Raw genomic sequence first — 23,353 nt, 5'->3', positions numbered from 1 at the left:
TCTAGATAAGTTCGGGAATACCTGCAAGGTCGGACAGTTGATGCGTGGGGCGCGCGGGAAGATGATCCACAGGAAGCCCCGCGCGATTGACCCACGCAACCCGGAACCCGAAGCGCGCCGCCCCCGCCGCATCCCAGCCGTTGGATGAAACAAAGAGCACTTGATCTGGCGGGACGCCCATGCGGGCCTCCACGAGGGCGTAGACATCGGCGGCGGGCTTAAAACGTTTCACAGAATCCACGGAAAGCACGTCGTCGAGCAAGTGACCGATGCCTGCCGCATGGACCGCGGCCCCAACCATATCAGGCGACCCATTGGTCAGGATCGCGCGCCCGACGCCGCGATGATGCAGCGCATCGAGCATTGCCGGAACCTCGGGAAAGGCTGGCAACTCGCGGTAGAGCCCCATCAGTTTCTCGGCCAGCGCGGGGTCATCCAAACCCTGTGCGGCCATCGCCCAATCGAGCCCGTCCCGGGTCAACTGCCAGAAATCGACATAGTCGCCCATGACCTCACGCAGCCACGAATATTCAAGCTGCTTGCGGCGCCAGTCGGCGGCCAGACGCGGCCAGAGATCTGCCAAACGAGGCTCGGTCGCGGACATATCCCGGGCGGCCGCGTCCACGTCGAACAACGTTCCATAGGCATCGAAAACAACGAGTTGAATGGACATGGCGGCACCTCCTAAGGCGAATGGTGCCATGAAAAAAAGGGGCCCGAAAGGCCCCTCTCAGATCGGTTTGCCGACCTATCAGATATTGTCCGCCTGCGGCATCCCCAGAACGTGGTAGCCACCGTCAACGCGGATGATCTCACCAGTGGTGCAGGCACCGTAATCCGAGCAGAGGTAAACCGCCGTGCCACCGACCGCCTCGAGCGTGGCGTTGGAGCCGAGCGGCGCGTTCGCTTCGGTGTGGCGATACGTCTTGCGCGCACCACCGATCGCCGCCCCCGCGAGGGTCTTCATCGGGCCGGGCGAAATCGCGTTCACGCGGATGTTCTCACGCCCCAGATCGTTCGCCAGATACCGCACAGAGCTTTCCAGCGCGGCCTTGGCGACCCCCATCACGTTGTAGAACGGCGTCACCCGGTTGGAGCCGCCATAGGTCAGCGTGATCAACGAACCGCCATCGGTCATCAGTTCGGCCGCACGGCGCGATACGTCGATGAAGCTGTAGCACGAGATCTCGAGCGCGGTTTTAAAGTTCTCACGCCCGGTATCCTTGAAACGCCCCGCCAGCTCGTTCTTGTCGGCAAAGGCGATTGCATGGACGAGAAAATCGAGCTTGCCCCAACGATCAGCGATCTTGGCAAAGGCCGCGTCAAGCGAGGCCTCGTCGGTCACATCGACATCGACCAGCAGGTCGGACCCAACCGACGCCGCCAGCGGCTCCACGCGTTTGCCGAAGGCTTCGCCCTGATAGGTAAAGGCCAGTTCCGCCCCTTCGGCGGCCAGCGCCGAGGCGATGCCCCATGCGATCGAGCGCTCATTCGCAACACCCATCACGAGGCCGCGCTTGCCCTTCATCAGATCCGCCATATCGGTCGTCCCCCGAAAGATCAGTCTTTGAACTTGCTCATGACGAGCGTCGCGTTGGTGCCGCCGAAGCCGAAGCTGTTCGACAGAACCGAGTCGAACTCGACATTCTCACGCAGTTCGGTCGCAATTTCCTCGGGGCGGATCGCCGGATCCAGCTCGGTGATGTTGGCCGAAGCGGTGATGAAGCCACCCTCCATCATCAGCAGCGAATAGATCGCCTCGTGGACACCGGTTGCACCGAGCGAGTGGCCGGTGAGCGACTTGGTGGACGAGATCGGGGGCACATTGCCCTCGCCGAAGACGCGGCGAACCGCCTCGACCTCGGTCACGTCGCCTGCGGGCGTCGAGGTGCCATGCGCGTTGATGTAGCTGATCTTGCGGCCTTCGGGCAGGGTCGCAACGGCCAGGCGCATCGAACGCTCACCGCCCTCACCCGACGGGGCCACCATGTCGTAGCCATCCGAGGTCGCGCCGTAGCCGGTCACTTCGGCATAGATCTTGGCGCCGCGTGCCTTGGCGTGCTCAAGCTCTTCGAGCACCACGACACCGCCGCCGCCCGCGATGACAAATCCGTCGCGGGTCGCGTCGAAAGCGCGTGCCGCCGTTTCGGGCGTGTCGTTGTATTTCGACGACATCGCGCCCATCGCGTCGAAGAGGCACGACAGGGTCCAGTCGAGTTCCTCGCCGCCGCCGGCGAAGATCACGTCCTGCTTGCCCATCTGGATCAGTTCGGCCGCGTTACCGATGCAATGCGCCGAGGTCGAGCAAGCCGAGGTGATCGAGTAGTTCACGCCCTTGATCTTGAACGGCGTGGCGAGGCAGGCCGAGTTCGTCGACGACATGCAGCGCGTCACCATGAACGGGCCCATCCGCTTGGGGCTGCCCTTCTCGATGACGATCTGGTGCGCCTGGAAGAAGTTGGAGGTCGACGGACCGCCCGACCCCATGATCAGGCCGGTGCGCGGGTTCGAGATGTCGCTCTCCTCAAGGCCGGAGTCCTTGATCGCCTGTTCCATGGCGATGAAGTTATAGGCCGCGCCCGCGCCCATGAAGCGCAGGTTACGCTTGTCGATATGATCTTCGAGCACGATCTGCGGCATGCCGTGGACTTGGCTGCGGAAGCCATGCTCGGCATATTCAGGGGCGAAAACGATGCCCGAGCGGCCCGCGCGCAGGCTGGCCGAGACTTCTTCGGCATTGTTGCCGATGGGCGAAACGACGCCCAGACCGGTGATAACGACGCGGCGCATGAGCAGCCTCCTTGATTATGGTTGCGATCAGCTCTCGGAGAGAGCGACCTTCATATCCTTGACCTGATAGATCACTTCGCCATCGGCCTCGACGATCCCGTCGGCAACGCCCATGGTCAGGCGGCGGGTCTGCACGGCCTTGGTGAAATTCACGCGGTAGGTCAGCATCTTGCGGTCCGGGCGCACCATGCCGGTCAGCTTGACCTCACCCACGCCAAGCGCATAGCCGCGCCCTTGCCAGCCACGCCAGCCAAGGTTGAAGCCAGTCAACTGCCAGAGCCCGTCGAGACCAAGGCAGCCCGGCATGATCGGGTTGCCGGGGAAGTGGCAGTCGAAGAACCAGAGGTCCGGGGTGATGTCGAACTCGGCGATCACATGGCCTTTGCCGTGCTCACCGCCATCGCCCGAGATCTCGGTGATGCGGTCCATCATCAGCATCGGCGGCGCAGGAAGCTGGGCATTGCCCTCTCCGAACAGCTCGCCCCGGGCGCATTTCAGTAGATCTTCTTTCCCGAAGCTCGTCGGAAAGCCTGCCATATGATGTCCCCCCAGAAGGCTGTCTTTGCTTTCCTCTAGCACCCGCGCAGACGCACACGCAAGGCCCGCCCCCGCCAAGCAAACGGCTTTGATGCGAAAAGCGCATTGAAATAAGGGATCGCAGGGTGCATATATTGTCGCAGGGAGACGACGATAACATGAAGACGATGTTGACGGCTGAACAGGAACGCGGCCAGCAATGGCTTTCGGAAGGTGGGCTTCGCCCGACCCGCCAGCGGCTTTCGTTGGCGACGTTGCTCGTGGGCGACGGTCATGATCGCCATGTCACCGCAGAAAGCCTTTATGCCTCTGCCGTCAATGCCGGTGAGCGCGTCTCTTTGGCAACCGTCTACAACACCCTACGCGCCTTCTGCGATGCGGGCCTGATGCACGAGATCACCGTGGATGGCACGCGCTCGTATTTCGATACGCGCATGGACGACCATCCGCATTACTTCTGGGAAGACGAGAACCGGATTTCCGATGCCCCCTCCGGGGAGCTGGAGCTTGCCCGGATCCCCGCCCCGCCCAAGGGCACCGAGATCAGCCGCGTGGATGTCGTGATCCGCGTGCGCAAGCTCTGAGCCGCGCCGCCCGGACCATACAGACGACCTCGCTCAGATCGACCCCGCCTCAACCATGAAGTTGCTGGCGGTGCACATGGCCGCGTCATCCGAGGCCAGAAACAGCACCATCCGCGCGACATAGACAGGCTCGATCAGATCAGGCAGGCATTGATCCTGCCGATGCTTCTCAAGCGCTTCGGGCGTGGCCCAGAGGGTCTTTTGCCGCTCCGTCATGATCCAGCCCGGAACCACAGTGTTGATCCGGATACGATGCTGCCCGAGGTCGCGCGCCATGGTCCGCGTGAGCCCGTGCACCGCCCCCTTGGCGGTCGCGTAGGCCGGAAAGTTCCCGACCGCTTCCCACCATGAATTCGAGCCCATATTGATGATCGAGCCTCCACCCGCCGCGATCATATCGGGCGCCACCGCCTGAATGGCGAAGAACATGTGGCGCAGGTTGCCATCCATCCGCTCGTCCCAATACTCCGGCGTCACATCACGCCAATCGTGGCGATCGTCGCGCGCGGCATTGTTCACCAGAACCTGCGCGGGGCCGATCCGCGCACGCAGAGCCGAGATTGCCGCCCGCAACGCCTCGATGTCACGCAGGTCGGCATGCGCCCAACTCACCGCCGCGCCCAAGCGCGCGCAAAGCGCCTCGCTCGTCTCACGGTCAAAATCGATGAACCCGACCTTCGCGCCCTGCGCGGCAAAGGCCTCGACAATCTCGGCCCCGATCCCTGAAGCCCCACCGGTCACCAGAACGGTCTTGCCCTTGAGGCTCGGATACTGTGCGAAGTGGTCTTGCATGTGATCCTCCTGTTGGGCCCCAACATGGGCACAAACAATCGAGCCGTCCAGCCGTGGATTCGATCTGGATCAAGGCCCTCATTCAGAGATCCGGGTAAACTCTCTGGGTGGCAAGAGGCCCAGAATGCGCGACGTGTTTTCATGGTTCAACGACCAGATTCTGAGGATGGAGTGGCTCTCCGATCTCGTGGCTGCCATGCTGACGGCAATCGGCATCGACCCGCTCGGTCGCTGGGGCGGGAGCCTGCATTTCTTCGCCTATGACGTGATCAAGATCTTGATCCTTCTCGGCTCGATGATCTTTGCTCTGTCCTATGTGCAAAGCTACTTCCCACCCGAGCGCTCGCGCGCGATCTTGGGCGGCAGACGGGGCTTGGGCGCGCTGACCCTCGCAGCCCTTCTGGGCACGGTGACGCCCTTCTGCTCTTGCTCGTCGATCCCTCTGTTCATCGGCTTCGTCGCCGCCGGGCTGCCGCTAGGGGTCACCTTCGCCTTCCTGATTTCCTCGCCACTCGTCGATTTGGCCTCGGTAATCCTGCTTGCGGGCATCATCGGCTGGCCTGCGGCGCTGGCCTATGTCGTGCTGGGTGTGGTGCTGGCGGTCGCTGGCGGTGCTCTGATCGGTGCGATCCATATGGAGAGTGAGGTCGAGCCCTTCGTCTATGCGGCCCCCGTGCATAACGGAGACCCCGGCGCGCCGCTCACCCGTCGGATGCGGCTGGCTTATGCCCGCGAGCAGTTGGTCGATATCGTCGGACGGGTCTGGCCCTACGTGTTGATCGGTGTTGCGGTCGGCGCACTGATCCACAATTGGATTCCGCAGGCGCTCATCGACGGCGTGCTGGGCCAAGACAAATGGTGGGCGGTGCCGCTGGCGGTGGTCGCGGGCGTGCCGGTTTATGCCGACATCTTCGGAACGCTCCCCGTCGCCGAGGCGCTGGTCGGGAAAGGTGTCGGCACGGGCACGGTGCTGGCCTTCATGATGGCCGTGACGGCCCTCTCGCTGCCGTCGCTCATCCTGTTGCGCCGCGTGGTTCGGATGCGCTTGCTTACGCTCTTCGTCGCAATCGTTACCGTCGGGATCATCCTGACTGGCTATGTCTTCAACGCCCTTATTCCGCTTCTGATGGCCTAGAAAGGACCAATCATGCAGATCAAGATCCTCGGTTCCGGCTGCCGCAAATGCCAAACCCTCGCCGCCAATGCCGAAGCTGCACTGGCGCAAGCCGGACGAACGGGCGAGGTCAGCAAGGTCACCGATTTCGCTCAGATCGCGGCCTATGGCGTGATGTCGACCCCGGCTCTTGTGATCGACGAAAAGGTTGTCACCTCGGGCAAAGTCCTTTCGGCGGACGAAATCGCGGCGCTTATGAACGGCTGAGCCAAAACGCAAAAGGCGCCCCGAAGGGCGCCTTTGGATCAAAAAGCTCGAAGGGTCAGTCCTTCGCGCGTTCCACGTAGGAATTGTCTTCGGTCGTGATGACGATCCGGGTACCCACGCCGATATGCGGCGGAACCATCACGCGGATACCGCCGGTGCAGGTCGAAGGTTTATAGGACGAGGACGCCGTCTGGCCTTTCACGACAGGTTCGGTTTCCTCGACCTCGACCACCACCTTCTGCGGCAGTTCGATCGCGATCACGTTGTCGCCGTGCAGCTTGAGGAAGCAACGGATACCGTCACGCAGGAAAACCTTGGAGTCGCCGATGACATCCTCGGAAACCGTGACCTGCTCGTAGCTCTCGGGGTTCATGAAGTGGAAGCCTTCACCATCCTCGTAGAGGAAGTCATATTCGCTTTCTTCCACATGCGCGCGCTCAACCGAATCCGTGGTCTTCCAGCGCTCCGAAACCTTGGTCCCGTCCGAGATGCGGCGCATGTCGACCTGCGTCACGGGCGTGCCCTTGCCGGGGTGGAAGTTCTGGGCGGTCAGCACGACATAGAGCTGTTCGTTGATCTCGACCACATTGCCCTTGCGCAGTTGCGAGGCGATCACTTTGGCCATGGTATGGTTCCTTGCGAATAACGGGTGGCAGGCTCTGGCGCCCGGCTGGCATCGCGCCTAAACCATTCGGAACGGAATTTCCAGCCAGAAAGCCGCTGACATGACCGAACGTCCCTGGTGGCACCCCGACCGTCACGCCGACCGCCGCCCCGCATTGCTGGCGCGCAACCGGATTCAGGGCGCGATCCGGGGCTGGCTCGCGGTCGAAGGCTTCGTCGAAATGGACCCGCCCGCGCTTCAGGTCAGCCCCGGCAATGAGGCGCATCTGCACGCTTTCGCCACCGATGCGATCGGCCATGACGGGGTGGCCCGGCGGATGTATCTGCACACCTCGCCCGAATTCGCGATGAAGAAACTGCTCGCCGCCGGGGAGCCGCGTATCGCGGCGTTTTCACATGTCTGGCGCAATCGCGAGAGCGGGCCGCGCCACGCGCCCGAATTCACCATGCTCGAATGGTATCGCGCGGGTGAAGACTACACCCGGCTCATGGAGGATTGCGGGGCGTTCCTGCGGCTTGCCGCCGAGGCTGCGGGCAGCACGGTCCTGCGTCATGGCGGGATCGAATGCGATCCCTTCGCCAAGCCCGAGCGGCTTTCGGTCGCCGATGCGTTCACCCGTTTCGCCGGGATCGACCTGCTGGCGACCTGCGCTGTGGGCGGCGCCACCGATGCCGACGCGCTGCGCGCGCAATGCACTGCACGCGGGATAGCCACGGCGCCCGATGACAGTTGGTCGGACATGGTGTCCAAGGTGCTTGTGGGTATGGTGGAACCACATCTGGGTCATGGCCGCGCGACGATCCTCGACCGCTACCCCGTGGCCGAGGCGGCACTCGCCCGCCCGGCCCCCGACGATCCGCGCGTGGCTGAACGGTTCGAGCTTTATGCCTGCGGGGTGGAACTGGCCAACGGGTTCGGCGAGTTGACCGACGCGGCCGAACAGCGTCGCCGCTTCGAGGCCGAGATGGACGAGAAAGAACGCCTCTATGGCGAGCGTTACCCGCTCGACGAGGATTTTCTCGCGGCTCTTGAGATCATGCCCGCCGCCAGCGGCATCGCGCTTGGCTTCGACCGGCTGGTGATGCTCGCAACCGGCGCCCCGAAGATCACGGATGTGCTCTGGGCACCCGTCGCCAGCGCCTAAACCTCGCCACGAAAGGCGTGGTCGCGCAGGATTTCAAGCGACACCACCCGAAGCGCACGCTCATGCGTGGCCTCCAGCACGACCTGCGGCGCACAGCCCTCGTCATGCGCTTCGAGGAACCGTCCGGCGCACAGACACCATCGGTCCCCCTGCTTCAGCCCCGGAGAGTCGAACTCCGGGCGCGGGGTCACAAGATCGTTGCCGACATAGCTTGACCAGACCAAAAACTCATCCGTGACGATCACGCAGACCGTGTGGCTGCCTGCATCCTCCCAGCAAGTGTTGCACAGCCCATCCCGAAAGAACCCGGTGCGCGGGGTCATCGAGCAGGGCTGCAAAACCCCGCCCAGCACGTTGACTGCTGGCAGCATCTCCATCGGCGGGCCTCCGGGCGGCGGTCTAGTCAGACTGCGCAATTGCCCGGAACATGGCAAGGTTTTCCGCATCCACCCCGGCATCCTCGAAGTTCCGGTCGGCCATATTGGCGGCAATCACAGTGCGCGTTTCGGGGTTCACATAGATGAACTGCCCGTAGATGCCCTGCGCCTGATAGTCGTTGCCGTGTTGGGCACTGTCGACCGGCACCCACCATTGATAGCCATAGCCCGCGCCGCCCGGCGCCTGATGCCGGGTCGAGGCCGCGACCCAATCAGCGGGCACGATCTGTTCGCCCTGCCATTGGCCGCCTTGCAAGAACATCTGCCCGATCCGCGCGTAATCGCGGGTGCGCAGATTGAGCCCGCCCAGAACGAACCCGGTGCCGTCACCATCGGTGAGCATTATGGGCGACGCCTCAAGGCCCATGCGCGCCACGATCCGCTCCTGCATGAGATCGACCGGGTCGCGCCCCGTCGCCCCCGCGATCACCATGCCAAGCACATGCGTGTCGATGGAAACATAATGCATCCGCGCGCCCGGTTCCGCCGCCCGGGCTGCCAAAGACGCGGCAAAGGCGTTCATCGAACCGCCAAGCGCCAGCACCCGGCCCATCTTGTTGATATCAGAATTGAAATCCAGATAGTCCTCATTGAAGGCAACGCCAGACGACATCGTCAGAACGTCCCGGATCGTCGCGCCCTCATAGGCCGAACCCCGCAAATCCGGCGCAAAATCGACGACCTGAGCGTCGAGATCAGCTAGAGTGCCATCAGCATGAAGCGTGCCGAACAGGGCCGAAAGCACAGATTTCGCCACCGACCAACTGATCCGCAGGTCCTCGGGCCCGGTGCCAAGGTGGTAGCTCTCATGCACCAACGCACCCTCGCGCAACACCACCAGCGCTGTCACGGCGCGGCGCGTGATCCACTCTTGCGCGTCAGGAGGCAGAGTCATCGCCGCGCCGCTCGGCAAAGGCGCCACCGGTCCCGTGCCCCTGTCCAGCACACGATGATGGAACAGCCGGTCCATATGCGAGAAATTCTCGACGATGTTCTCGGCCTCGAACAGGGTATTGACCGCGAGCAGTCGCCCCAACTCCTCGCGCTTCCACAGCGCCAGCCCGGCCAGCAGAACCGCGAGAACAAGCGCCGCACGCAGCGCGATCCGAATGATACGCATGATCCATCCTCCCCCGAGCAAGGAACCATGCAGGGCCGGCATGACGCAAGAGAGCCGTAGCGGCACGCAGAGGATGACCCCGATCGCTCCGCAGATGAACGCTCAGTAGATATAGCGGATCTGATCGGTCCAGTAACGCTCCATCCGGCGCAGGGTGCGGTTCAGCTCATCCATCATGTCGAACGTGATGACGCCGCGGGTTTCCATGCCGACCGCATGCCGCTCAAACAGGGCCGCTACGGCATCACGCATATCGCGCCCCTTTGCGGTCAGACGGACACGCACAGAGCGGCGATCAATCTCACAGCGTTGATGGTGCATGTATCCGGCTTCCACCAACTTCTTGAGGTTGTAAGAAACGTTCGAGCCTTGGTAATAGCCGCGACTTTTCAACTCGCCTGCCGTCACCTCATTATCGCCGACATTGAACAGCAAGAGCGCCTGAACCGGGTTGATGTCGAGCAGGCCAAGCCGTTCGAATTCATCCTTCACCACATCCAGCAGCAGCCGGTGCAACCGCTCAACCAGTGAAAGACTGTCGAGATAGCCCGCCATGACCCCCGGATGGGGGGCGGCATCATGCATTACAGGGGTCTGCAAGGTCATTATTTTCTCCGCATCTCTCGCTGCCCGTCCACAGGTTTCGCGCAAAAAGGCGAACGAGCGGTTAAGAACAGACCGGAAACGGAAAATTTTTGACGATTGCGCGCGAAACCCGCGATCAGGCCGTGCCGTGGCGCGCCCGCGCAAAGGCCGCGATCTCGGTCAGGAGTTCCAGATATTCGCCCGGGCAAGGCTGCGTGCCCGAGACCCAAGGATAAAGATCCTGATCGTTCTCCTCGAGCAGCCGATCATAAAGATCGAGCCGCTCCGCCCCCATCTGCGCAAGCGTCGCATCCGCATAGGGCCCAAGGATCAGGTCCATTTCCTTCGTCCCCCGGCGCCAGCTACGCATTTTCATCCGTTTGAGCCGCGCGTCATGGGTCTCGGTCATTGGGGCTCCCCCGTTGTCAACTTGCGCTCGAGCCGGTCGAGCCGCGCATCGAGTTCCGCCAGCACCGTGCGAATGTCGCGGATCTCGCGCAGCGTCTCGCGCTCCGCATCTGCCTGTGCCACCGCGCCGGGCGGTCCGTCAAGTCCTTCGCCCTCTCCGGTCAGTAGCCACATCAGCGACACGTTGAGCATCCCCGCCACCATCTGAAGGCGGTTTGCGCGCGGGTCGTCACGGTCTTCCTCCCATGCGGCAATGGTATCGGACTGCACACCAAGCCGTTCGGCCAGCGCATCTTGCGTCAAACCGGCCGCTTCACGCGCGCCGGCCAGCCGGTCCCCGAAAGTTGCCTGCGCCGCTTCATACCAATCGTTCATCGCTGCCTCCTCTTTCGCTTGATCGCTCTCGGTCCCGACCCTAAGAGGTTCAGGACCAAGATACAAACCAAGGGGCGACGCCATGGCCTTCCTTTCCGACACGCTGGCCCGGGTGAAGCCCTCGCCGACCATCGCCATGACCAACAAGGCCGCCGAGTTGAAAGCGGCCGGGCGCGACGTGATCGGCCTCTCGGCGGGCGAGCCGGATTTCGACACGCCCACAAACATAAAGGATGCGGCCATCGCCGCGATCCATGCGGGCAAGACGAAATATACTGCCGTCGATGGCATCCCGGAACTCAAGGCCGCAATCTGCGCGAAGTTCAAGCGTGAGAACGGGCTCGACTATTCCCCCGCGCAAGTATCGGTCTCGTCGGGCGGCAAGCAGGTCCTTTTCAACGCGCTGCTGGCCACGCTCAACCCGGGCGACGAGGTGATTATCCCGACGCCCTACTGGGTGAGCTATCCCGACATGGTCAAGATCGGTGGCGGCACTCCGGTGTTCGTGCCGGGCGATCCCGGACGGGGCTACAAGATCAGCGCAGAGGCGCTGGAGGCTGCGATCACGCCGCAGACGAAGTGGTTCCTGTTCAACTCGCCCTCGAACCCCTCGGGCGCGGGCTATGCGCGCGACGAGCTGAAGGCGCTGACCGATGTCCTGCTGCGCCATCCGCATGTCTGGGTGATGACGGATGACATGTATGAACACCTCGCCTTCGACGGGTTCACCTTCTGCACCCCCGCCGAGGTCGAGCCGCGTCTTTATGACCGGACGCTGACCGTCAACGGGGTCTCCAAGGCCTATGCGATGACGGGCTGGCGGATCGGTTACGCGGCCGGACCCGAACCCCTGATCGCGGCGATGCGCAAGGTGCAGTCGCAATCGACCTCGAACCCGTGCTCGGTCAGCCAATGGGCCGCGGTCGAGGCGCTGAACGGTCCGCAGGATTATCTCGCCACCAGCCGCGTCGCCTTTCAACGCCGCCGCGATCTCGTGGTGGGGATGCTCAACGATTGCCCCGGCCTGACATGCCCGACGCCAGAGGGCGCGTTCTATGTCTACCCCTCGATTGCCGGGCTGATCGGCAAGCGCACGCCGAGCGGTGTCGAGATCACTGATGACGAGGTTTTCGCAACGCAACTGCTCGAAGCAACCGGTGTCGCGGTGGTGTTCGGTGCGGCCTTCGGGCTTTCGCCCAACTTCCGCATCAGCTACGCTACCTCGGACGCGGCGCTGAAAGACGCCTGCACCCGGATCAAAGCCTTTTGCGAAGGGCTGTCATAAGGCCGATCAACGGCCAGAACGAAGTGAGGACCAGAATGGCGGGCGATCTGCCGGACTATTATTTCCGCGTTAAGGAAAACGGCGCGATCGTGTTTCGGATCGACTCCGAGAACCGGCAGCGGCGGATCGAGATGGATCAGATCGCGACCGTCAACGTCAAGAATGGCGAAATCAAGCCACAGGGCGACCGAGCGCTGACCCCTGAAGACATGGCGGCGATCCGGGAATGGATGGAGGCGCGGGTCGCGCTTTTGGCCGAGCGCGATATCGACGACATTCTGCGCGCGGTCGATTACCTCAACCTGACGACGCATTGGGTGCAATCCAAAGCCACCGATGCCCAGCTGGAGCGGGTGACGGACGATCTCTTGCTGGCGATGCACGACCTGCGCACGGTGCTGGTTCGCAAGAAAGCCGACCGCCTCATGCGCTCGGACAGTCCCGCCGATTAAGGCCGCGCGGCCACGGGGCGCATCCAGGGGCCGGTCCAGAACCGCCACGCCAAAGCGCCCCCCGCAGCCGCCAGCCCCACCATCAGACCGAGCCACAGCCCCTTCGGCCCCCAGCCAAAAACGAAGGCCAGCAGATAGCTTGCCGGAACGCCCAGCGCCCAATAGGCGGTGAGCGTGATCCACATCGGCACGCGCGTATCCTGCACCCCGCGCAACAGCCCGATCGCCATGACCTGAAGCGAATCGAAGATCTGGAACAGCGCGGCCATCGCCAGAAGGCCGACCCCTACGAGCAGGATGGCCGGGGCCTCTGCATCGCTCGCATCGAGGAAAAGACCCACGAGCTGCTCGGGGAACAGAAGGAAGATCGCAACCGTCAACACGCCGAAACAGAAGGAGAGCATATGTGCGGCGACGGCGCCCGTGCGCATATGCTCGACCAGCCCCGCACCATGCGCGCGCCCAGTGCGCACGGTCGCCGCATGCGAAAGCCCCATATGGACCATGAATGTGATCGAGGCGAGTTCCAGCGCGATCCCATGCGCGGCAAGTTCGCGCACCCCGATCCAGCCCATCATGATCGCACTGGCCTGAAACATCGTGGCCTCAAACACCGAGGTGAGGCCGATCGGGACACCCATCCTTGCCACTGACCAGAAGGCCTCCCAGTCGGGCCGCCAGAACCGTTGAAAAAGACCGACATGGCGCAGGTCCGGGGCCAGCCCGGCATAAAGCGCGGCCATGATCGCGCCGGTCAGCGCGACCACGACCGAGGCAATGGCAGCGCCTTGCAGGCCCAGCTCCGGCGCCCCCCAATTCCCGAAGATCAGCGCCCAGTTGAGCACCACATTCAGCGCCACACCCACCAGTGTGATCCAAAGCACGACCTGCGCGCGCTCTTGTGCGGCGAGATAGCTCTTGAGCGTCGCAATCACCAGCGCCGGGCCAAGGCCAAGCCACGCCACCCGCAGATAAGCCTCGGCCATGGCCGAGAGCGCCGGGTCCTGCCCGAGAAGCCGCAGAATTGCCCCGGAAAACCAGAATACCGGGAAGGCCAGCAGCGCGAAGATCATCGAGAGCCAGAGCCCCATCCGCGTATCGCGCCGCATCTGCGTGTCGTCACCCGCACCCAGCGCCGCCGAAACCCGCCCCATCACGGCAAAGGCGAAGCCGGTTCCCAGAAGGAACATCAGAAAGAACATCCCCGCCGCGAGCACTCCGGCGGCCAGTTCGTTCACCCCGTACCAGCCCAGCATCACCGTATCGGTCACATGCAGCGCCATTTGCGCCACATTCGACCCAATCAAAGGCAGCCCCAGCACCAGAACGGCGCGGAGATGAGCGGACAGGGGCATCCGCGCGGCAGAAACCGCAGGTCTGTCGAGTTGTTCGGAAACCATCGCGCGACGCTAGCGCCGCCGCGGGGCGAGGTCCAGAGGCTTCGCACCCCCGGACCCGAAGTCAGTCTGCGCTCAATCGCTCTTGCGACCGGTGATCATCGGCGTGACGAGGTTCTCGCCCTTCCAGCGCTTGTAGAAGCCGATGGCGGCGATATGCGCCACAACGCCAATGAGGGCAATCATGCCCAGCGGCTCATGCAGGGCCAGCGCTTTGCGCGCAGTCTCGATCGACACATATTTCGCAAGCGGCCCGACATTGATGTAATCCTCTGGATCGGCCAGAAGCCCGGTCATGACCTGCAACCCCAGAACGATCAGGATACCGACGACGAAAAGCGCGCCGACCGGATTATGCCCCCGCGAATGGCTCGGCGCGCGCTTTGGCAACGTGCGCGCATAGGCGAGCACAGCGCCCGGACCTTTGACAAAGTTCGTGAACCGCGCGTTCCTCGGCCCGACAAATCCCCAGATCACCCGCAGCACGACAAGCGCGGCAATCGTGTAGCCGCCGTAAAAATGGAGTGTCATCTGATCGGGGCCGAATTTACCCAACCCGAAGGTCACGACAAAAGCAATGACCAAGGCCCAGTGGAAAATCCGCACCACCGGGTCCCATATCTGCTCGGCGGAAGGGGTTGGCGCCGAAGCGCCCGCCCCCGTGGTCTGATCCGACGCCATGGCTCAGTAATCCTTGGCGCGGAAATCGTCGTGGCAGGCCTTGCAGGTGCCACCGAGCTTGCCGACCGCCGGACCAAGCGCCTCGCGCCCGTCCCCGGCGACCGCCGCGAGTTCCGCAACCGCCGACCGGAAGGCCGCGCCCTTTTCACCCATCGCGGCCATGTTCTCCCAGATCACCGGGAGCGCGCGGGTCTGCCCCGGCAGATCGGCATTGGAGGTGCCCGGCGCGAACAGACCCTTGGGGGAATACTGGGTCAGAACCGAGAGATTGGCGGCATGGCCCTTGGCGGCTTCGGCGTCATAGTCGATCTCGCCCTTGGCCATCGCAGCCAGCCCGTCCATCTCGAGCCCAAGCAGGCGGTAATAGCCAATCCGCGCCTTGGCGATATCCTCGGGGCCTCCGGCCACGGCCAGCCCAGCAGGCAGGATCATCGCGGTGGCAAGTGCTGCGGTCATGAATTTACGCATCATGGTCTCCCTCATTGAAAATGCATGTCTGAAAACATCTACGGGACAGGCCCGCAAATCTGGCGTGACATAGTCACGAAACCCCTGCGACAAACCGTCCGCAAGCGAAAAAATGTCGCTGATCCGGTTCAATCGACTGGTTTTTGTGCAATGAAATCAATCAGGGCCGCGCGCCCCACATGGCCAGCGCCCTCACACAATTCTGCATCGTAATCCGCCTGATGCAAGACCCGCCAGCCGGGGAAGGCCCTTCGCAAAAGGTCGAGTGTGTAAAGCTGCTCAACCGCCCCCGGACCGCCCGAACCATAGCCCGGCTGACGCGTGGCAAACCCGTGGATCAGCATCAACCCTCCGGGCTGCAAGGCTCGCGCAGCACCCGCGAAGATACGGCTCCGCTCCGCTGGGGGCGCAAACTGGATAAAGCAGGCGAGAATGACGTCATAGGCGGCCTCGGGCCAGTCATAGGCAAACAGATCCGCCGCCTGCACATTGAGGCTCACGCCCTGCGCCCGCGCCAACGCCCCGGCCTTGGTCCGCGCAGGCGCCGAAGCCTCGAGCGCGGTCACCTCTGCACCGAGACCGGCAAGATGGACAGCATTGCGCCCCTCGCCCTCGGCAAGGCTCAGAACCCGCGCGCCAGGCGTGATCCGCCATGCCTGCCGCGCGACGAAATCCGCAGGCTCGGTGCCATAGAAATAGCGTTCACCCGAAAACCGGTCGTCCCAGCTCATGCGCCCCCCTTTACGCGTTCAGGCTGCCAAAACAAGACGGGCGCAACAAGACATTGCCGCGCCCGTCTCGATCGGAGCAAGGATCACTTGGTCGCCGGGGCTGGCTTCGTTACTTTCGCCGTTTTCACCTTCGCGGGTGCCTTGCGCTGTTCAGGATGGAGCGACGCGCCGAGGATATGATCGGCCGAATGGATCACGTGGCTCGCATGGCCCACGATCAGCGGATCGGGCGGCGTTGCAATGTCGTGATCCTTATCCGGGTAATCCAGCGTCGACAGGAAATGCTTCATGCAGTTCAGCCGCGCCCGCTTCTTGTCGTTCGACTTGACGATGGTCCAAGGGGCGTCGGCGGTGTCAGTGTAGAAGAACATCGCCTCTTTCGCCTCGGTGTAGTCGTCCCACTTGTCGAGTGACGCAAGGTCGATCGGCGACAGTTTCCACCGCTTGAGCGGGTCGGTCTCACGCGATTTGAAGCGCCGGCGCTGCTCTTCGCGCGTGACAGAGAACCAGTATTTGTAGAACCGAATTCCCGAGCGCACCAGCATCCGCTCAAGCTCGGGGGTCTGGCGCATGAACTCCAGATACTCGGTCGGAGAGCAGAACCCCATCACCCGCTCAACACCCGCGCGGTTATACCACGAACGGTCGTAGAAGGTCATCTCGCCCTCGGTCGGGAGATGATTGATATAGCGCTGGAAATACCACTGCCCGCGCTCTTCGTCGGTCGGCTTGTTGAGCGCCACGACGCGCGCGAAACGGGGATTGAGATGCTCGGTGAAGCGCTTGATCGTGCCGCCCTTGCCCGCCGCATCGCGCCCTTCGAAGAGGATCACGAATTTCTGCCCGGTCTCCTGCGCCCATTTCTGAACCTTGAGAAGCTCGGCCTGAAGCTGCGCCTTTTCGTGCTCATAGGCCGGACGACCCAGCTTGCGGCTGTAGGGGTATTTGCCAGTCTCGAAGGCCAGCCGAACCGCGTTCGGGTCAACCCGCGGGAAGCTGCGCAGCCCCGTATCGCCAGCCGCGCCCGGCACCACCGCCGGATGCGGCTCTGCAGGGTCTGCGGGTTTCGTTACAGGCACAGCGGCACCCGACTTTGCACTGACCTCTCCCTGCGGTGCCTCAGGCTTGGCCTGCACCGCCCCATTCGCGATTTGATCTGCCATACGCGTCCCTCCGATCATCCTGTGAAATCGCATGGACTCTAGCAGCGAATGGCAAACCCCGCCTTGATGCGGGTCAAAACTGACAGAAAACGTGGCGCGCCGGGCCTTTCCATCGCCAGCGGCTTCGGGCAGGCTGTCCCGACATACGGCAGGAGCCCCCATGATCACACTTTACGGCATGCACCGCTCGCGCGCGACGCGCAACCTTTGGCTGCTTCACGAGCTGGAAGCGGAGTTCACCCTCAAACCCGTCGTTCAGGCCTACCGGCTTGAAGCGCGTGGGATCGACCCGTCGGCAGCGGACGCGCCCTTCAACACGCGCAGCGCGGAATTCCTCAAGCTCTCGCCAGCGGGCGCAATCCCGGTGCTTGAGGACGAGGGCCTGATCCTCTCCGAGTCGCTTGCGATCAACCTCTATCTTGCCCGCAAACTCGGCGGCCCGCTGGCCCCGCGCGATGCCCGTGAGGAAGCGCAAATGGTGCAATGGGCACTCTATGGTGCAACCGCCATCGAGGAGCCCGCGCTCGAGATCATGTTCGCCTATGCCAAGGGCGAGACCGAAGGCGGGCAACGCATCATCGAAGCCAATGCCGACAAGCTGCAACGCCCTTTCGCAGCACTCGAGGCTCATCTCGAAACCCATAGCCACATGGTGGGCGGGCGCTTCACTGTGGCCGATATCAACATGGCGGAAATCGTGCGCTACGCGCAGCCGCACAAGGCGCTGATGGCGGCATATCCCCGCATCACGGGCTGGCTCGAGCTGTGCCAGGCCCGCCCGGCCTTCAAGAAAATGTGGGCCAACCGCGAGACCGAACCCGCCTAAGGGGGCTGTCCGCCCCCTCTTTGCCTCGGGCAAATTCACCCCCGAGGATATTTCCGGCAGCGTGACATCAAAACGCGTCTGCTTTCATCAAACCCGCAATATTCCGGGGGTGAGCGCGGCACGCGCGTGGGGGCAGCGCCCCCTCTTCGGGCGCTCTTGCCTTGCCCCGCCGCCCCAAGGTGCTGTATCTCTTGGCGCCAAAGCTACCACAGAAAGCGAGCAGCATGGCCGACGACCTTCTCTCTTCGCAACCGGAGCAGACCACCTATGACGCCTCCTCAATTGAGGTGCTCGAGGGGCTGGAGCCGGTGCGCAAGCGTCCGGGCATGTATATTGGCGGCACCGATGAACGCGCGCTCCATCACATGGTAGCCGAAATTCTCGACAACTCGATGGACGAGGCCGTGGCCGGCCACGCGAACCGCATCGAGGTCGAGATGCTAGCCGATGGCTCGGTCACCGTGCGCGACAACGGGCGGGGTATCCCGGTCGATCCGCACCCGAAGTTCCCCGGCAAATCGGCGCTGGAGGTGATCCTCTGCACGCTCCACGCCGGCGGCAAGTTCTCGAACAAGGCCTATTCGACCTCGGGCGGTCTGAACGGGGTGGGTTCGTCAGTTGTGAATGCGCTCTCGGACCTGATGATCGTGCAGGTCGCGCGCAACAAGGAACTGTTCGAGCAACGCTTCTCGCGCGGCAAGCCGCAAGGCCCGGTCGAAAAGCTCGGCCCCACGCAGAACCGTCGCGGGACCACGGTGACATTCCACCCCGACCCCGAGATTTTCGGGCACCTGACGCTCAAGCCCGCGCGGCTGTTCAAGATGGTCCGCTCCAAGGCGTATCTCTTCTCGGGCGTCGAGATCCGCTGGAAATCCGAGATCGACGACGGCGAGACCCCGGTCGAGGCTACGTTCCATTTCCCGAACGGGTTGTCCGATTATCTCAACGAGGTGCTGAACGGCACCATGACCTATGCGGACAAGCCTTTCGCAGGCAAAGTCAGCTTTGAAGAGAAATTCGGCGTGCCCGGTTCGGTCGAATGGGCAATCAACTGGACCCCCGCACGGGACGGCTTCATCTATTCCTATACCAACACCGTGCCCACCCCCGAAGGCGGCACCCATGAGAGCGGCTTCTGGGCTGCGCTCCTCAAGGGGGTGAAGGCTTATGGGGAGCTAACCAACAACAAGAAGGCCGCGCAGATCACCCGCGAGGACCTCACGACCGGGGGCTGCGCGCTTCTGAGTATCTTCATCCGCGAACCGTCCTTCGTCGGCCAGACCAAGGACCGGCTGTCCACCGAAGAGGCGCAGAAATGGGTCGAGTCCTCGGTGCGCGACCATTTCGACAACTGGCTGGCCTCGGATACGAAATCGGCGGGCGCGATCCTCGATTTCCTTGTGCTGCGCGCCGAAGAACGGTTGCGGCGGCGTCAGGAAAAAGAGACCCAGCGCAAGACCGCCACCAAGAAACTGCGCCTGCCCGGCAAGCTGGTCGATTGCTCGGCCACCAACCGCGAGGGCACGGAACTCTTTATCGTCGAGGGCGACTCGGCAGGTGGTTCGGCCAAGATGGCGCGCGACCGCAAAACACAGGCGCTTCTGCCGCTCCGCGGTAAGATCCTGAACGTGCTGGGCGCGGCCTCGAGCAAACTCGGCTCGAACCAGGAAATCAACGACCTCACGCAGGCGCTTGGGGTGAACCTCGGCGCACGGTTCAGCGTGGACGATCTGCGTTACGACAAGGTCATCATCATGACCGACGCAGACGTGGACGGCGCGCATATCGCAAGCCTTCTGATGACCTTCTTCTTCACCCAGATGCGCCCGCTGATCGACAAGGGGCATCTCTATCTCGCCTGCCCGCCGCTCTACCGGCTGACGCAGGGCGCGCGGCGGCTCTATGTGGCCGACGATGCCGAGAAGGAGCAGTGGCTCGCAAAGGGTCTGGGCGGCAAGGGCAAGATCGACGTGCAGCGCTTCAAGGGTCTTGGCGAGATGGACGCCAAGGACCTGAAGGACACGACGATGAACCCCGAGACGCGCAAGCTGATCCGGGTGACCATCGACGACGAGTTCCCCAACGAAACGGGCGATCTGGTGGAACGGCTGATGGGCAAGAAACCCGAACTGCGCTTCCAGTACATCCAAGAAAACGCCCGCTTCGTCGAAGACCTCGACGTCTGAGGCTTACCGCATCAGGAGCGTCCCGATCACGTCGGGCCGCAGCACGCTGTCATCGCAGGCGCTCGCATCGTCCAGCGCGCGGCAGGCGCGGTAGAGTCCACGAAGCGTAAGCGGTCCGGCCAACCCGTCCAGCGGCCCACGATAGAGCCCATCGGCTTTCATCTGGCTTTGCAGGATATAGATCGCACTGTTCGGGCTCGCCTTGTAGAGCGCACGACCAAGCCAAGCGGTTTTCCATTCGGGGTTTTCGACGAAAGCCTCTGCAATCTTTGCATAAGCCGAAGGGCGGCGCGCCTCGGCTGCGTCGATGGTCCACGCATAGCGCGCCTGATCGAGCGGATCGAGCAGAGGCCCGTATTGCGCAAGCGCGGCGCGCGCGGCGTCTCGGTCCTTCATAACGTTCATCGCATTGCCGTCTCGCAGAAGCTCTACGAGGAAGGTCGCGGCCTCGGCATTCCCGCCCGCGGCCGCTTCATGCAACCGCTCAAGCGTTTTCGGACCGCTGGCCACCATCGAGATACCCCACATCTGACGGATCGCATCGAGCACCTCGACCTGCGGATCGCCCGCCGCCCGCGCCTTCTCCGCATAACCATCGAACTTGTGTCGCGAGAAATTGCCGCCGCCGAGATAGCCATACATCGCCCCTTCGGCGAGGATCGACCACGCATGCCCCTGCCCGAGGCTGCCAGCGCGTTCGAGATATTCCTCTGCGGCAGAGGCATCGCGTTCGCTCCACATCAGCGCCTCACCGTAATGCATCAGCCCCTTGCCATTCCCCTTGGCCGCCACCTCTTCATAAAGCGCAAGCGCGCGCAGCTCATCCTTGGGCAGGCCGATCCCGTAGAGCAGGAAATCCCCGAGCGCGACGCGCGCGGGCACATCACCCGCAGCAACGGCCGCCTCAAGCAAAGGCAGGCCCGCCTCCACATCGCGCGGATACACCCAGCCGCCGATCAGTTGCTCACCCAGAATACGCTGCGCCTCGCGCTCGCCAGCGTCTGCGGCAAGTTGCAGCAGGGTGCGGGCCCGTTCCGGATTGGGTTCCGTGCCCGTCCCCCAAAGCAACGCCCCGCCGAGACTCATCCGGGCCTTGGCATGACCGCCCTGCGCCGCCGCTTCCAAAAGGCCCAGCGCGCGCTCCGTGTCAGCCGCCGTGTAATAGCCGTCGAGCAAGATCTTCCCAAGGCTCGCCTTGGCCGCCAGATCGCCCTGTTCAGCCGCCTGCCCCAAAAGCGCAAGCCCCGCAGGCACATCCGCCGTCACATCGCCCTGACCGTAAATCAGCGCCTCGCCACGTGCGCGCAGGTCGGACGGCGCACTGGCCTGCACAGTTTCGACCGGCTGCGCGGCGACTGGCGCGAGCGATGCCCAAGACACCCCCACGAAGACCGCAACCAGAAAGCTGTTTCCCATCAAACTGCGCACATGCATGATCGACCTCCGCATTTATCGTCCAAGTGTAAGCGCGCGCGGGAAATTTGTCCTTGAGATACAATAAGAAATCCCCGCATCCGCCGAGCTCTCGCGCAAATTCCACGCCCGTGAGTCTCTTTCGTCACCACCCGACGCTTCACGCATCGCATATTTTTTGAACGGAAGCGGCCGCCGACGCCCACGTTTTGCGCAATAGTCACGCCTGCCGTTTGCGGGATGACAGCCTGATTGCCCAAAGAGGCCACAGGTGACTAGGTGAGGCGCAAAGGACCAGCGCCATGCCCGAAAAACTCTCTATCGCCCTTGTCGAAACCGATCCCGAACGGGCCACTCTGATCGAGGCAAGCCTGCGCGAGGCCGGAGATTTCGCCATCACCCCGATCATCGAGACCTCGGGGCTTGCGCGACGCATCCGCGATCTGAACCCCGACGTGGTGCTGATCGACATGGCCAATCCCTCGCGCGACATGCTTGAGGAACTTGCGTCGGCCTCGGGGCCGCTTGAGCGTCCGGTTGCCATGTTCGTGGACCGCGAGGATGAGGGGATGACCAAGGCCGCGATCGAGGCGGGGGTCTCGGCCTACGTCGTCGCCGGATTGCGCGCCGATCGGATCAAGCCGATCCTCGACGCCGCGATCGCGCGGTTTCACATGTTCCACCGCATGCGCGCAGAACTGGCCGCAACCAAGCGTGCGCTCGAGGAACGCAAGGTGATCGACCGCGCCAAGGGGGTTCTGATGAAGGCGCGCGGGATCGACGAGGACGCCGCCTACGCGCTGCTGCGCAAGGCGGCCATAGATCAGGGCCGCCGCGTGGCCGATGTGGCCGAAGCGCTCGTGTCTACTGCGGGGCTGCTGTCATGAGTTCCGCGACCCTCACCGTTGGCTTCATTCCTCTGGTCGATGCCGCCCCCCTGATCGTCGCGCACGAGCTTGGCTTTGCCGAGGAAGAGGGCTTTTCCCTTGCGCTACAGGCGGCACCCTCCTGGGCCACGTTGCGCGATATGCTCGCAATGGGTCAGATCGAGGCGGCGCATATGCTCGCACCGATCCCGGTCGCCATGGCGCTAGGGCTCAGCGGACCCGCGACGCGGATCGACATCCTTCAGGTGCTTTCGGTCAACGGCAACGCCATCGGTGTGTCGCGTGATCTGGCGGCGAAGATGCGCGCGCAAGGCTACGAGTTCGACTTTGCCGACGCGGCGGCGGCGGGGCGCGCACTGATCGCGGTCGCCCCCTCGCGGCTGCGCATCGGCATGCCCTTCCCCTTTTCGATGCACGCGGAGCTGCTCTATCACTGGCTCGGCGCGCTTGGGCTTTCGGCCCCCGCCGATCTGGATATCCGCACCGTTCCGCCGCAGCTGATGGCCGAGGCCATGGCCGAAGGCGAGATCGACGCCTTTTGCGTCGGCGCTCCATGGGGGTCGATCGCGGTCGAAACGGAAGTGGGCGAATTGCTGCTGCCCGGCACGGCGATCCGGGCGTTCTCTCCGGAAAAGGTTTTGGCGGTGCGCCATGACTGGACCGAAGCCGAACCGGACCTGACCGCGCGCCTGATGCGGGCGACGTGGCGCGCGGGGCGCTGGCTTTCGCGCCCTGAGAACCGGATGAGCGCAGCCGAAATCCTTGCTCAGCCGGGCTATCTTGACATGCCCGCCGAAATCATCGAGCGCTCTTTGACGGGAAGCCTTGTCATTTCGCAGCGCGGTGAGATGCGGCGGGCGCCGGGCTATCTGGAGTTTTTCGAGGGTGCCGCGACCTACCCCTGGGCCTCTCAGGCGGCCTTGATCGCCACGCGTCTGGCGGCCCGCAACGGGCTCGACCGCAAAGCTGCGGCGGATGCCGCCCGACGGCTTTGCCGCACCGATCTCTACGGTAGCGTCCGTCAAGGTGGTGTAATTTCCCAGATGGCCTGAGGTCATGATCAGGCGGCTTTCGTGGTTATGCTGA

General features: G+C 63.4%; 27 protein-coding genes. 10 read left to right on the top strand and 17 right to left on the bottom strand.

Annotated elements, in window-relative coordinates:
• Position 1 precedes the first annotated feature (1 nt).
• The 4 genes from P0X85_RS10610 to fabA all read right to left on the bottom strand — a co-directional run bounded on the left by P0X85_RS10610 (position 2) and on the right by fabA (position 3,327).
• Positions 2-673 (bottom strand): haloacid dehalogenase type II, encoded by a 672-nt coding sequence (locus tag P0X85_RS10610; protein WP_275812643.1) that lies wholly within the window; start codon positions 671-673, stop codon positions 2-4.
• A 78-nt stretch (positions 674-751) separates the two neighbouring features.
• Positions 752-1,540: an enoyl-ACP reductase FabI gene (locus P0X85_RS10605; RefSeq protein ID WP_275812640.1), complete on the bottom strand. Its 789-nt coding sequence runs from the start codon at positions 1,538-1,540 to the stop codon at positions 752-754.
• 20 nt (positions 1,541-1,560) lie between these two features.
• Positions 1,561-2,790, bottom strand: coding sequence for a beta-ketoacyl-ACP synthase I (gene fabB / locus P0X85_RS10600; RefSeq protein WP_275812637.1), 1,230 nt, complete (start codon positions 2,788-2,790; stop codon positions 1,561-1,563).
• 27 nt (positions 2,791-2,817) lie between these two features.
• A complete protein-coding gene (gene fabA / locus P0X85_RS10595; RefSeq protein ID WP_275812634.1) occupies positions 2,818-3,327 on the bottom strand; it encodes a bifunctional 3-hydroxydecanoyl-ACP dehydratase/trans-2-decenoyl-ACP isomerase in 510 nt (169 codons plus the stop codon).
• Between the two features lie 167 nt (positions 3,328-3,494).
• On the opposite strand from fabA, the gene irrA reads away from it, so the two are divergent.
• Positions 3,495-3,911, top strand: a complete 417-nt coding sequence (irrA, locus tag P0X85_RS10590; protein ID WP_275812928.1) for an iron response transcriptional regulator IrrA — start codon at positions 3,495-3,497, stop codon at positions 3,909-3,911.
• A gap of 33 nt (positions 3,912-3,944) precedes the next feature.
• Here the strand turns inward: irrA and P0X85_RS10585 are convergent, their stop codons facing one another.
• Positions 3,945-4,703, bottom strand: a complete 759-nt coding sequence (locus tag P0X85_RS10585; protein ID WP_275812630.1) for an SDR family NAD(P)-dependent oxidoreductase — start codon at positions 4,701-4,703, stop codon at positions 3,945-3,947.
• 124 nt (positions 4,704-4,827) lie between these two features.
• Here P0X85_RS10585 and P0X85_RS10580 point away from each other — a divergent pair, with 124 nt between their 5' ends.
• Together P0X85_RS10580 and P0X85_RS10575 are read left to right on the top strand one after the other, a co-directional pair.
• Positions 4,828-5,838: a permease gene (locus P0X85_RS10580; protein ID WP_275812626.1), complete on the top strand. Its 1,011-nt coding sequence runs from the start codon at positions 4,828-4,830 to the stop codon at positions 5,836-5,838.
• 12 nt (positions 5,839-5,850) lie between these two features.
• A complete protein-coding gene (locus P0X85_RS10575; protein ID WP_275812623.1) occupies positions 5,851-6,084 on the top strand; it encodes a thioredoxin family protein in 234 nt (77 codons plus the stop codon).
• 55 nt (positions 6,085-6,139) lie between these two features.
• On the opposite strand, the gene efp is transcribed toward P0X85_RS10575, so the two are convergent.
• A complete protein-coding gene (gene efp, locus P0X85_RS10570; protein ID WP_275812620.1) occupies positions 6,140-6,709 on the bottom strand; it encodes an elongation factor P in 570 nt (189 codons plus the stop codon).
• A gap of 100 nt (positions 6,710-6,809) precedes the next feature.
• Between efp and epmA the strand changes: the two genes are divergently transcribed.
• A complete protein-coding gene (epmA, locus tag P0X85_RS10565) occupies positions 6,810-7,853 on the top strand; it encodes an EF-P lysine aminoacylase EpmA (RefSeq protein ID WP_275812617.1) in 1,044 nt (347 codons plus the stop codon).
• Here the strand turns inward: epmA and P0X85_RS10560 are convergent.
• From P0X85_RS10560 to P0X85_RS10540, 5 genes are all read right to left on the bottom strand, one after another.
• The gene (locus P0X85_RS10560; protein ID WP_275812614.1) at positions 7,850-8,230 is read right to left on the bottom strand and encodes a DUF2237 family protein; all 381 of its coding nucleotides are present in this window, start codon (positions 8,228-8,230) and stop codon (positions 7,850-7,852) included. The two genes, epmA and P0X85_RS10560, sit on opposite strands and share 4 nt — an antisense overlap.
• Before the next feature lie 22 nt (positions 8,231-8,252).
• Positions 8,253-9,410 (bottom strand): serine hydrolase domain-containing protein, encoded by a 1,158-nt coding sequence (locus tag P0X85_RS10555; RefSeq protein ID WP_275812612.1) that lies wholly within the window; start codon positions 9,408-9,410, stop codon positions 8,253-8,255.
• Positions 9,411-9,512: 102 nt separating this feature from the next.
• Positions 9,513-10,016: a MarR family winged helix-turn-helix transcriptional regulator gene (locus tag P0X85_RS10550; RefSeq protein WP_275812608.1), complete on the bottom strand. Its 504-nt coding sequence runs from the start codon at positions 10,014-10,016 to the stop codon at positions 9,513-9,515.
• 115 nt (positions 10,017-10,131) lie between these two features.
• A complete protein-coding gene (locus P0X85_RS10545; protein ID WP_275812605.1) occupies positions 10,132-10,404 on the bottom strand; it encodes an FAD assembly factor SdhE in 273 nt (90 codons plus the stop codon).
• The gene (locus P0X85_RS10540; protein WP_275812602.1) at positions 10,401-10,778 is read right to left on the bottom strand and encodes a helix-turn-helix domain-containing protein; all 378 of its coding nucleotides are present in this window, start codon (positions 10,776-10,778) and stop codon (positions 10,401-10,403) included. Before P0X85_RS10540 ends, P0X85_RS10545 begins: the two co-directional genes overlap by 4 nt.
• Positions 10,779-10,860: 82 nt before the next feature.
• On the opposite strand from P0X85_RS10540, the gene P0X85_RS10535 reads away from it, so the two are divergent.
• Positions 10,861-12,063, top strand: a complete 1,203-nt coding sequence (locus P0X85_RS10535; protein ID WP_275812599.1) for a pyridoxal phosphate-dependent aminotransferase — start codon at positions 10,861-10,863, stop codon at positions 12,061-12,063.
• A 35-nt stretch (positions 12,064-12,098) separates the two neighbouring features.
• Positions 12,099-12,515 carry a hypothetical protein gene (locus P0X85_RS10530; RefSeq protein ID WP_275812596.1) on the top strand — a complete coding sequence of 139 codons (417 nt, stop codon included), beginning with the start codon at positions 12,099-12,101 and terminating at the stop codon, positions 12,513-12,515.
• On the opposite strand, the gene P0X85_RS10525 is transcribed toward P0X85_RS10530, so the two are convergent.
• The 5 genes from P0X85_RS10525 to ppk2 form a co-directional block, all read right to left on the bottom strand.
• Positions 12,512-13,870, bottom strand: coding sequence for an MATE family efflux transporter (locus P0X85_RS10525; protein ID WP_275812593.1), 1,359 nt, complete (start codon positions 13,868-13,870; stop codon positions 12,512-12,514). The genes P0X85_RS10530 and P0X85_RS10525 overlap by 4 nt on opposite strands.
• Positions 13,871-13,987: 117 nt before the next feature.
• Complete coding sequence (locus P0X85_RS10520; RefSeq protein WP_275812590.1) at positions 13,988-14,593, bottom strand: cytochrome b/b6 domain-containing protein; 606 nt, start codon at positions 14,591-14,593, stop codon at positions 13,988-13,990.
• Between the two features lie 3 nt (positions 14,594-14,596).
• Entirely contained in the window at positions 14,597-15,061 is a 465-nt protein-coding gene (locus P0X85_RS10515; protein ID WP_275812587.1) for a c-type cytochrome, read from the bottom strand.
• Between the two features lie 128 nt (positions 15,062-15,189).
• Positions 15,190-15,792, bottom strand: a complete 603-nt coding sequence (locus P0X85_RS10510; RefSeq protein WP_275812584.1) for an SAM-dependent methyltransferase — start codon at positions 15,790-15,792, stop codon at positions 15,190-15,192.
• Between the two features lie 83 nt (positions 15,793-15,875).
• Positions 15,876-16,955, bottom strand: coding sequence for a polyphosphate kinase 2 (ppk2, locus tag P0X85_RS10505; RefSeq protein ID WP_275812581.1), 1,080 nt, complete (start codon positions 16,953-16,955; stop codon positions 15,876-15,878).
• A 160-nt stretch (positions 16,956-17,115) separates the two neighbouring features.
• Between ppk2 and P0X85_RS10500 the strand changes: the two genes are divergently transcribed.
• Complete coding sequence (locus P0X85_RS10500; RefSeq protein WP_275812578.1) at positions 17,116-17,781, top strand: glutathione S-transferase family protein; 666 nt, start codon at positions 17,116-17,118, stop codon at positions 17,779-17,781.
• A gap of 224 nt (positions 17,782-18,005) precedes the next feature.
• Positions 18,006-19,967: a DNA topoisomerase IV subunit B gene (gene parE / locus P0X85_RS10495; RefSeq protein ID WP_275812575.1), complete on the top strand. Its 1,962-nt coding sequence runs from the start codon at positions 18,006-18,008 to the stop codon at positions 19,965-19,967.
• A gap of 3 nt (positions 19,968-19,970) precedes the next feature.
• Here parE and P0X85_RS10490 read toward each other — a convergent pair whose 3' ends face one another.
• A complete protein-coding gene (locus P0X85_RS10490) occupies positions 19,971-21,416 on the bottom strand; it encodes a hypothetical protein (RefSeq protein ID WP_275812572.1) in 1,446 nt (481 codons plus the stop codon).
• 266 nt (positions 21,417-21,682) lie between these two features.
• On the opposite strand from P0X85_RS10490, the gene P0X85_RS10485 reads away from it, so the two are divergent.
• Both P0X85_RS10485 and P0X85_RS10480 read left to right on the top strand, forming a co-directional pair.
• On the top strand, positions 21,683-22,267 hold the full coding sequence (locus P0X85_RS10485; protein WP_275812569.1) for an ANTAR domain-containing response regulator: 585 nt from the start codon (positions 21,683-21,685) through the stop codon (positions 22,265-22,267).
• Positions 22,264-23,319: a CmpA/NrtA family ABC transporter substrate-binding protein gene (locus P0X85_RS10480; protein WP_275812566.1), complete on the top strand. Its 1,056-nt coding sequence runs from the start codon at positions 22,264-22,266 to the stop codon at positions 23,317-23,319. Before P0X85_RS10485 ends, P0X85_RS10480 begins: the two co-directional genes overlap by 4 nt.
• Positions 23,320-23,353: the final 34 nt, after the last annotated feature.

The organism is Pseudothioclava nitratireducens, assembly GCF_029210495.1.
Classification (GTDB): Bacteria; Pseudomonadota; Alphaproteobacteria; order Rhodobacterales; family Rhodobacteraceae; genus Pseudothioclava; species Pseudothioclava nitratireducens.
Note: the sequence above shows the minus strand (reverse complement) of the source record. Positions and strands in the feature narration are given on the sequence as shown.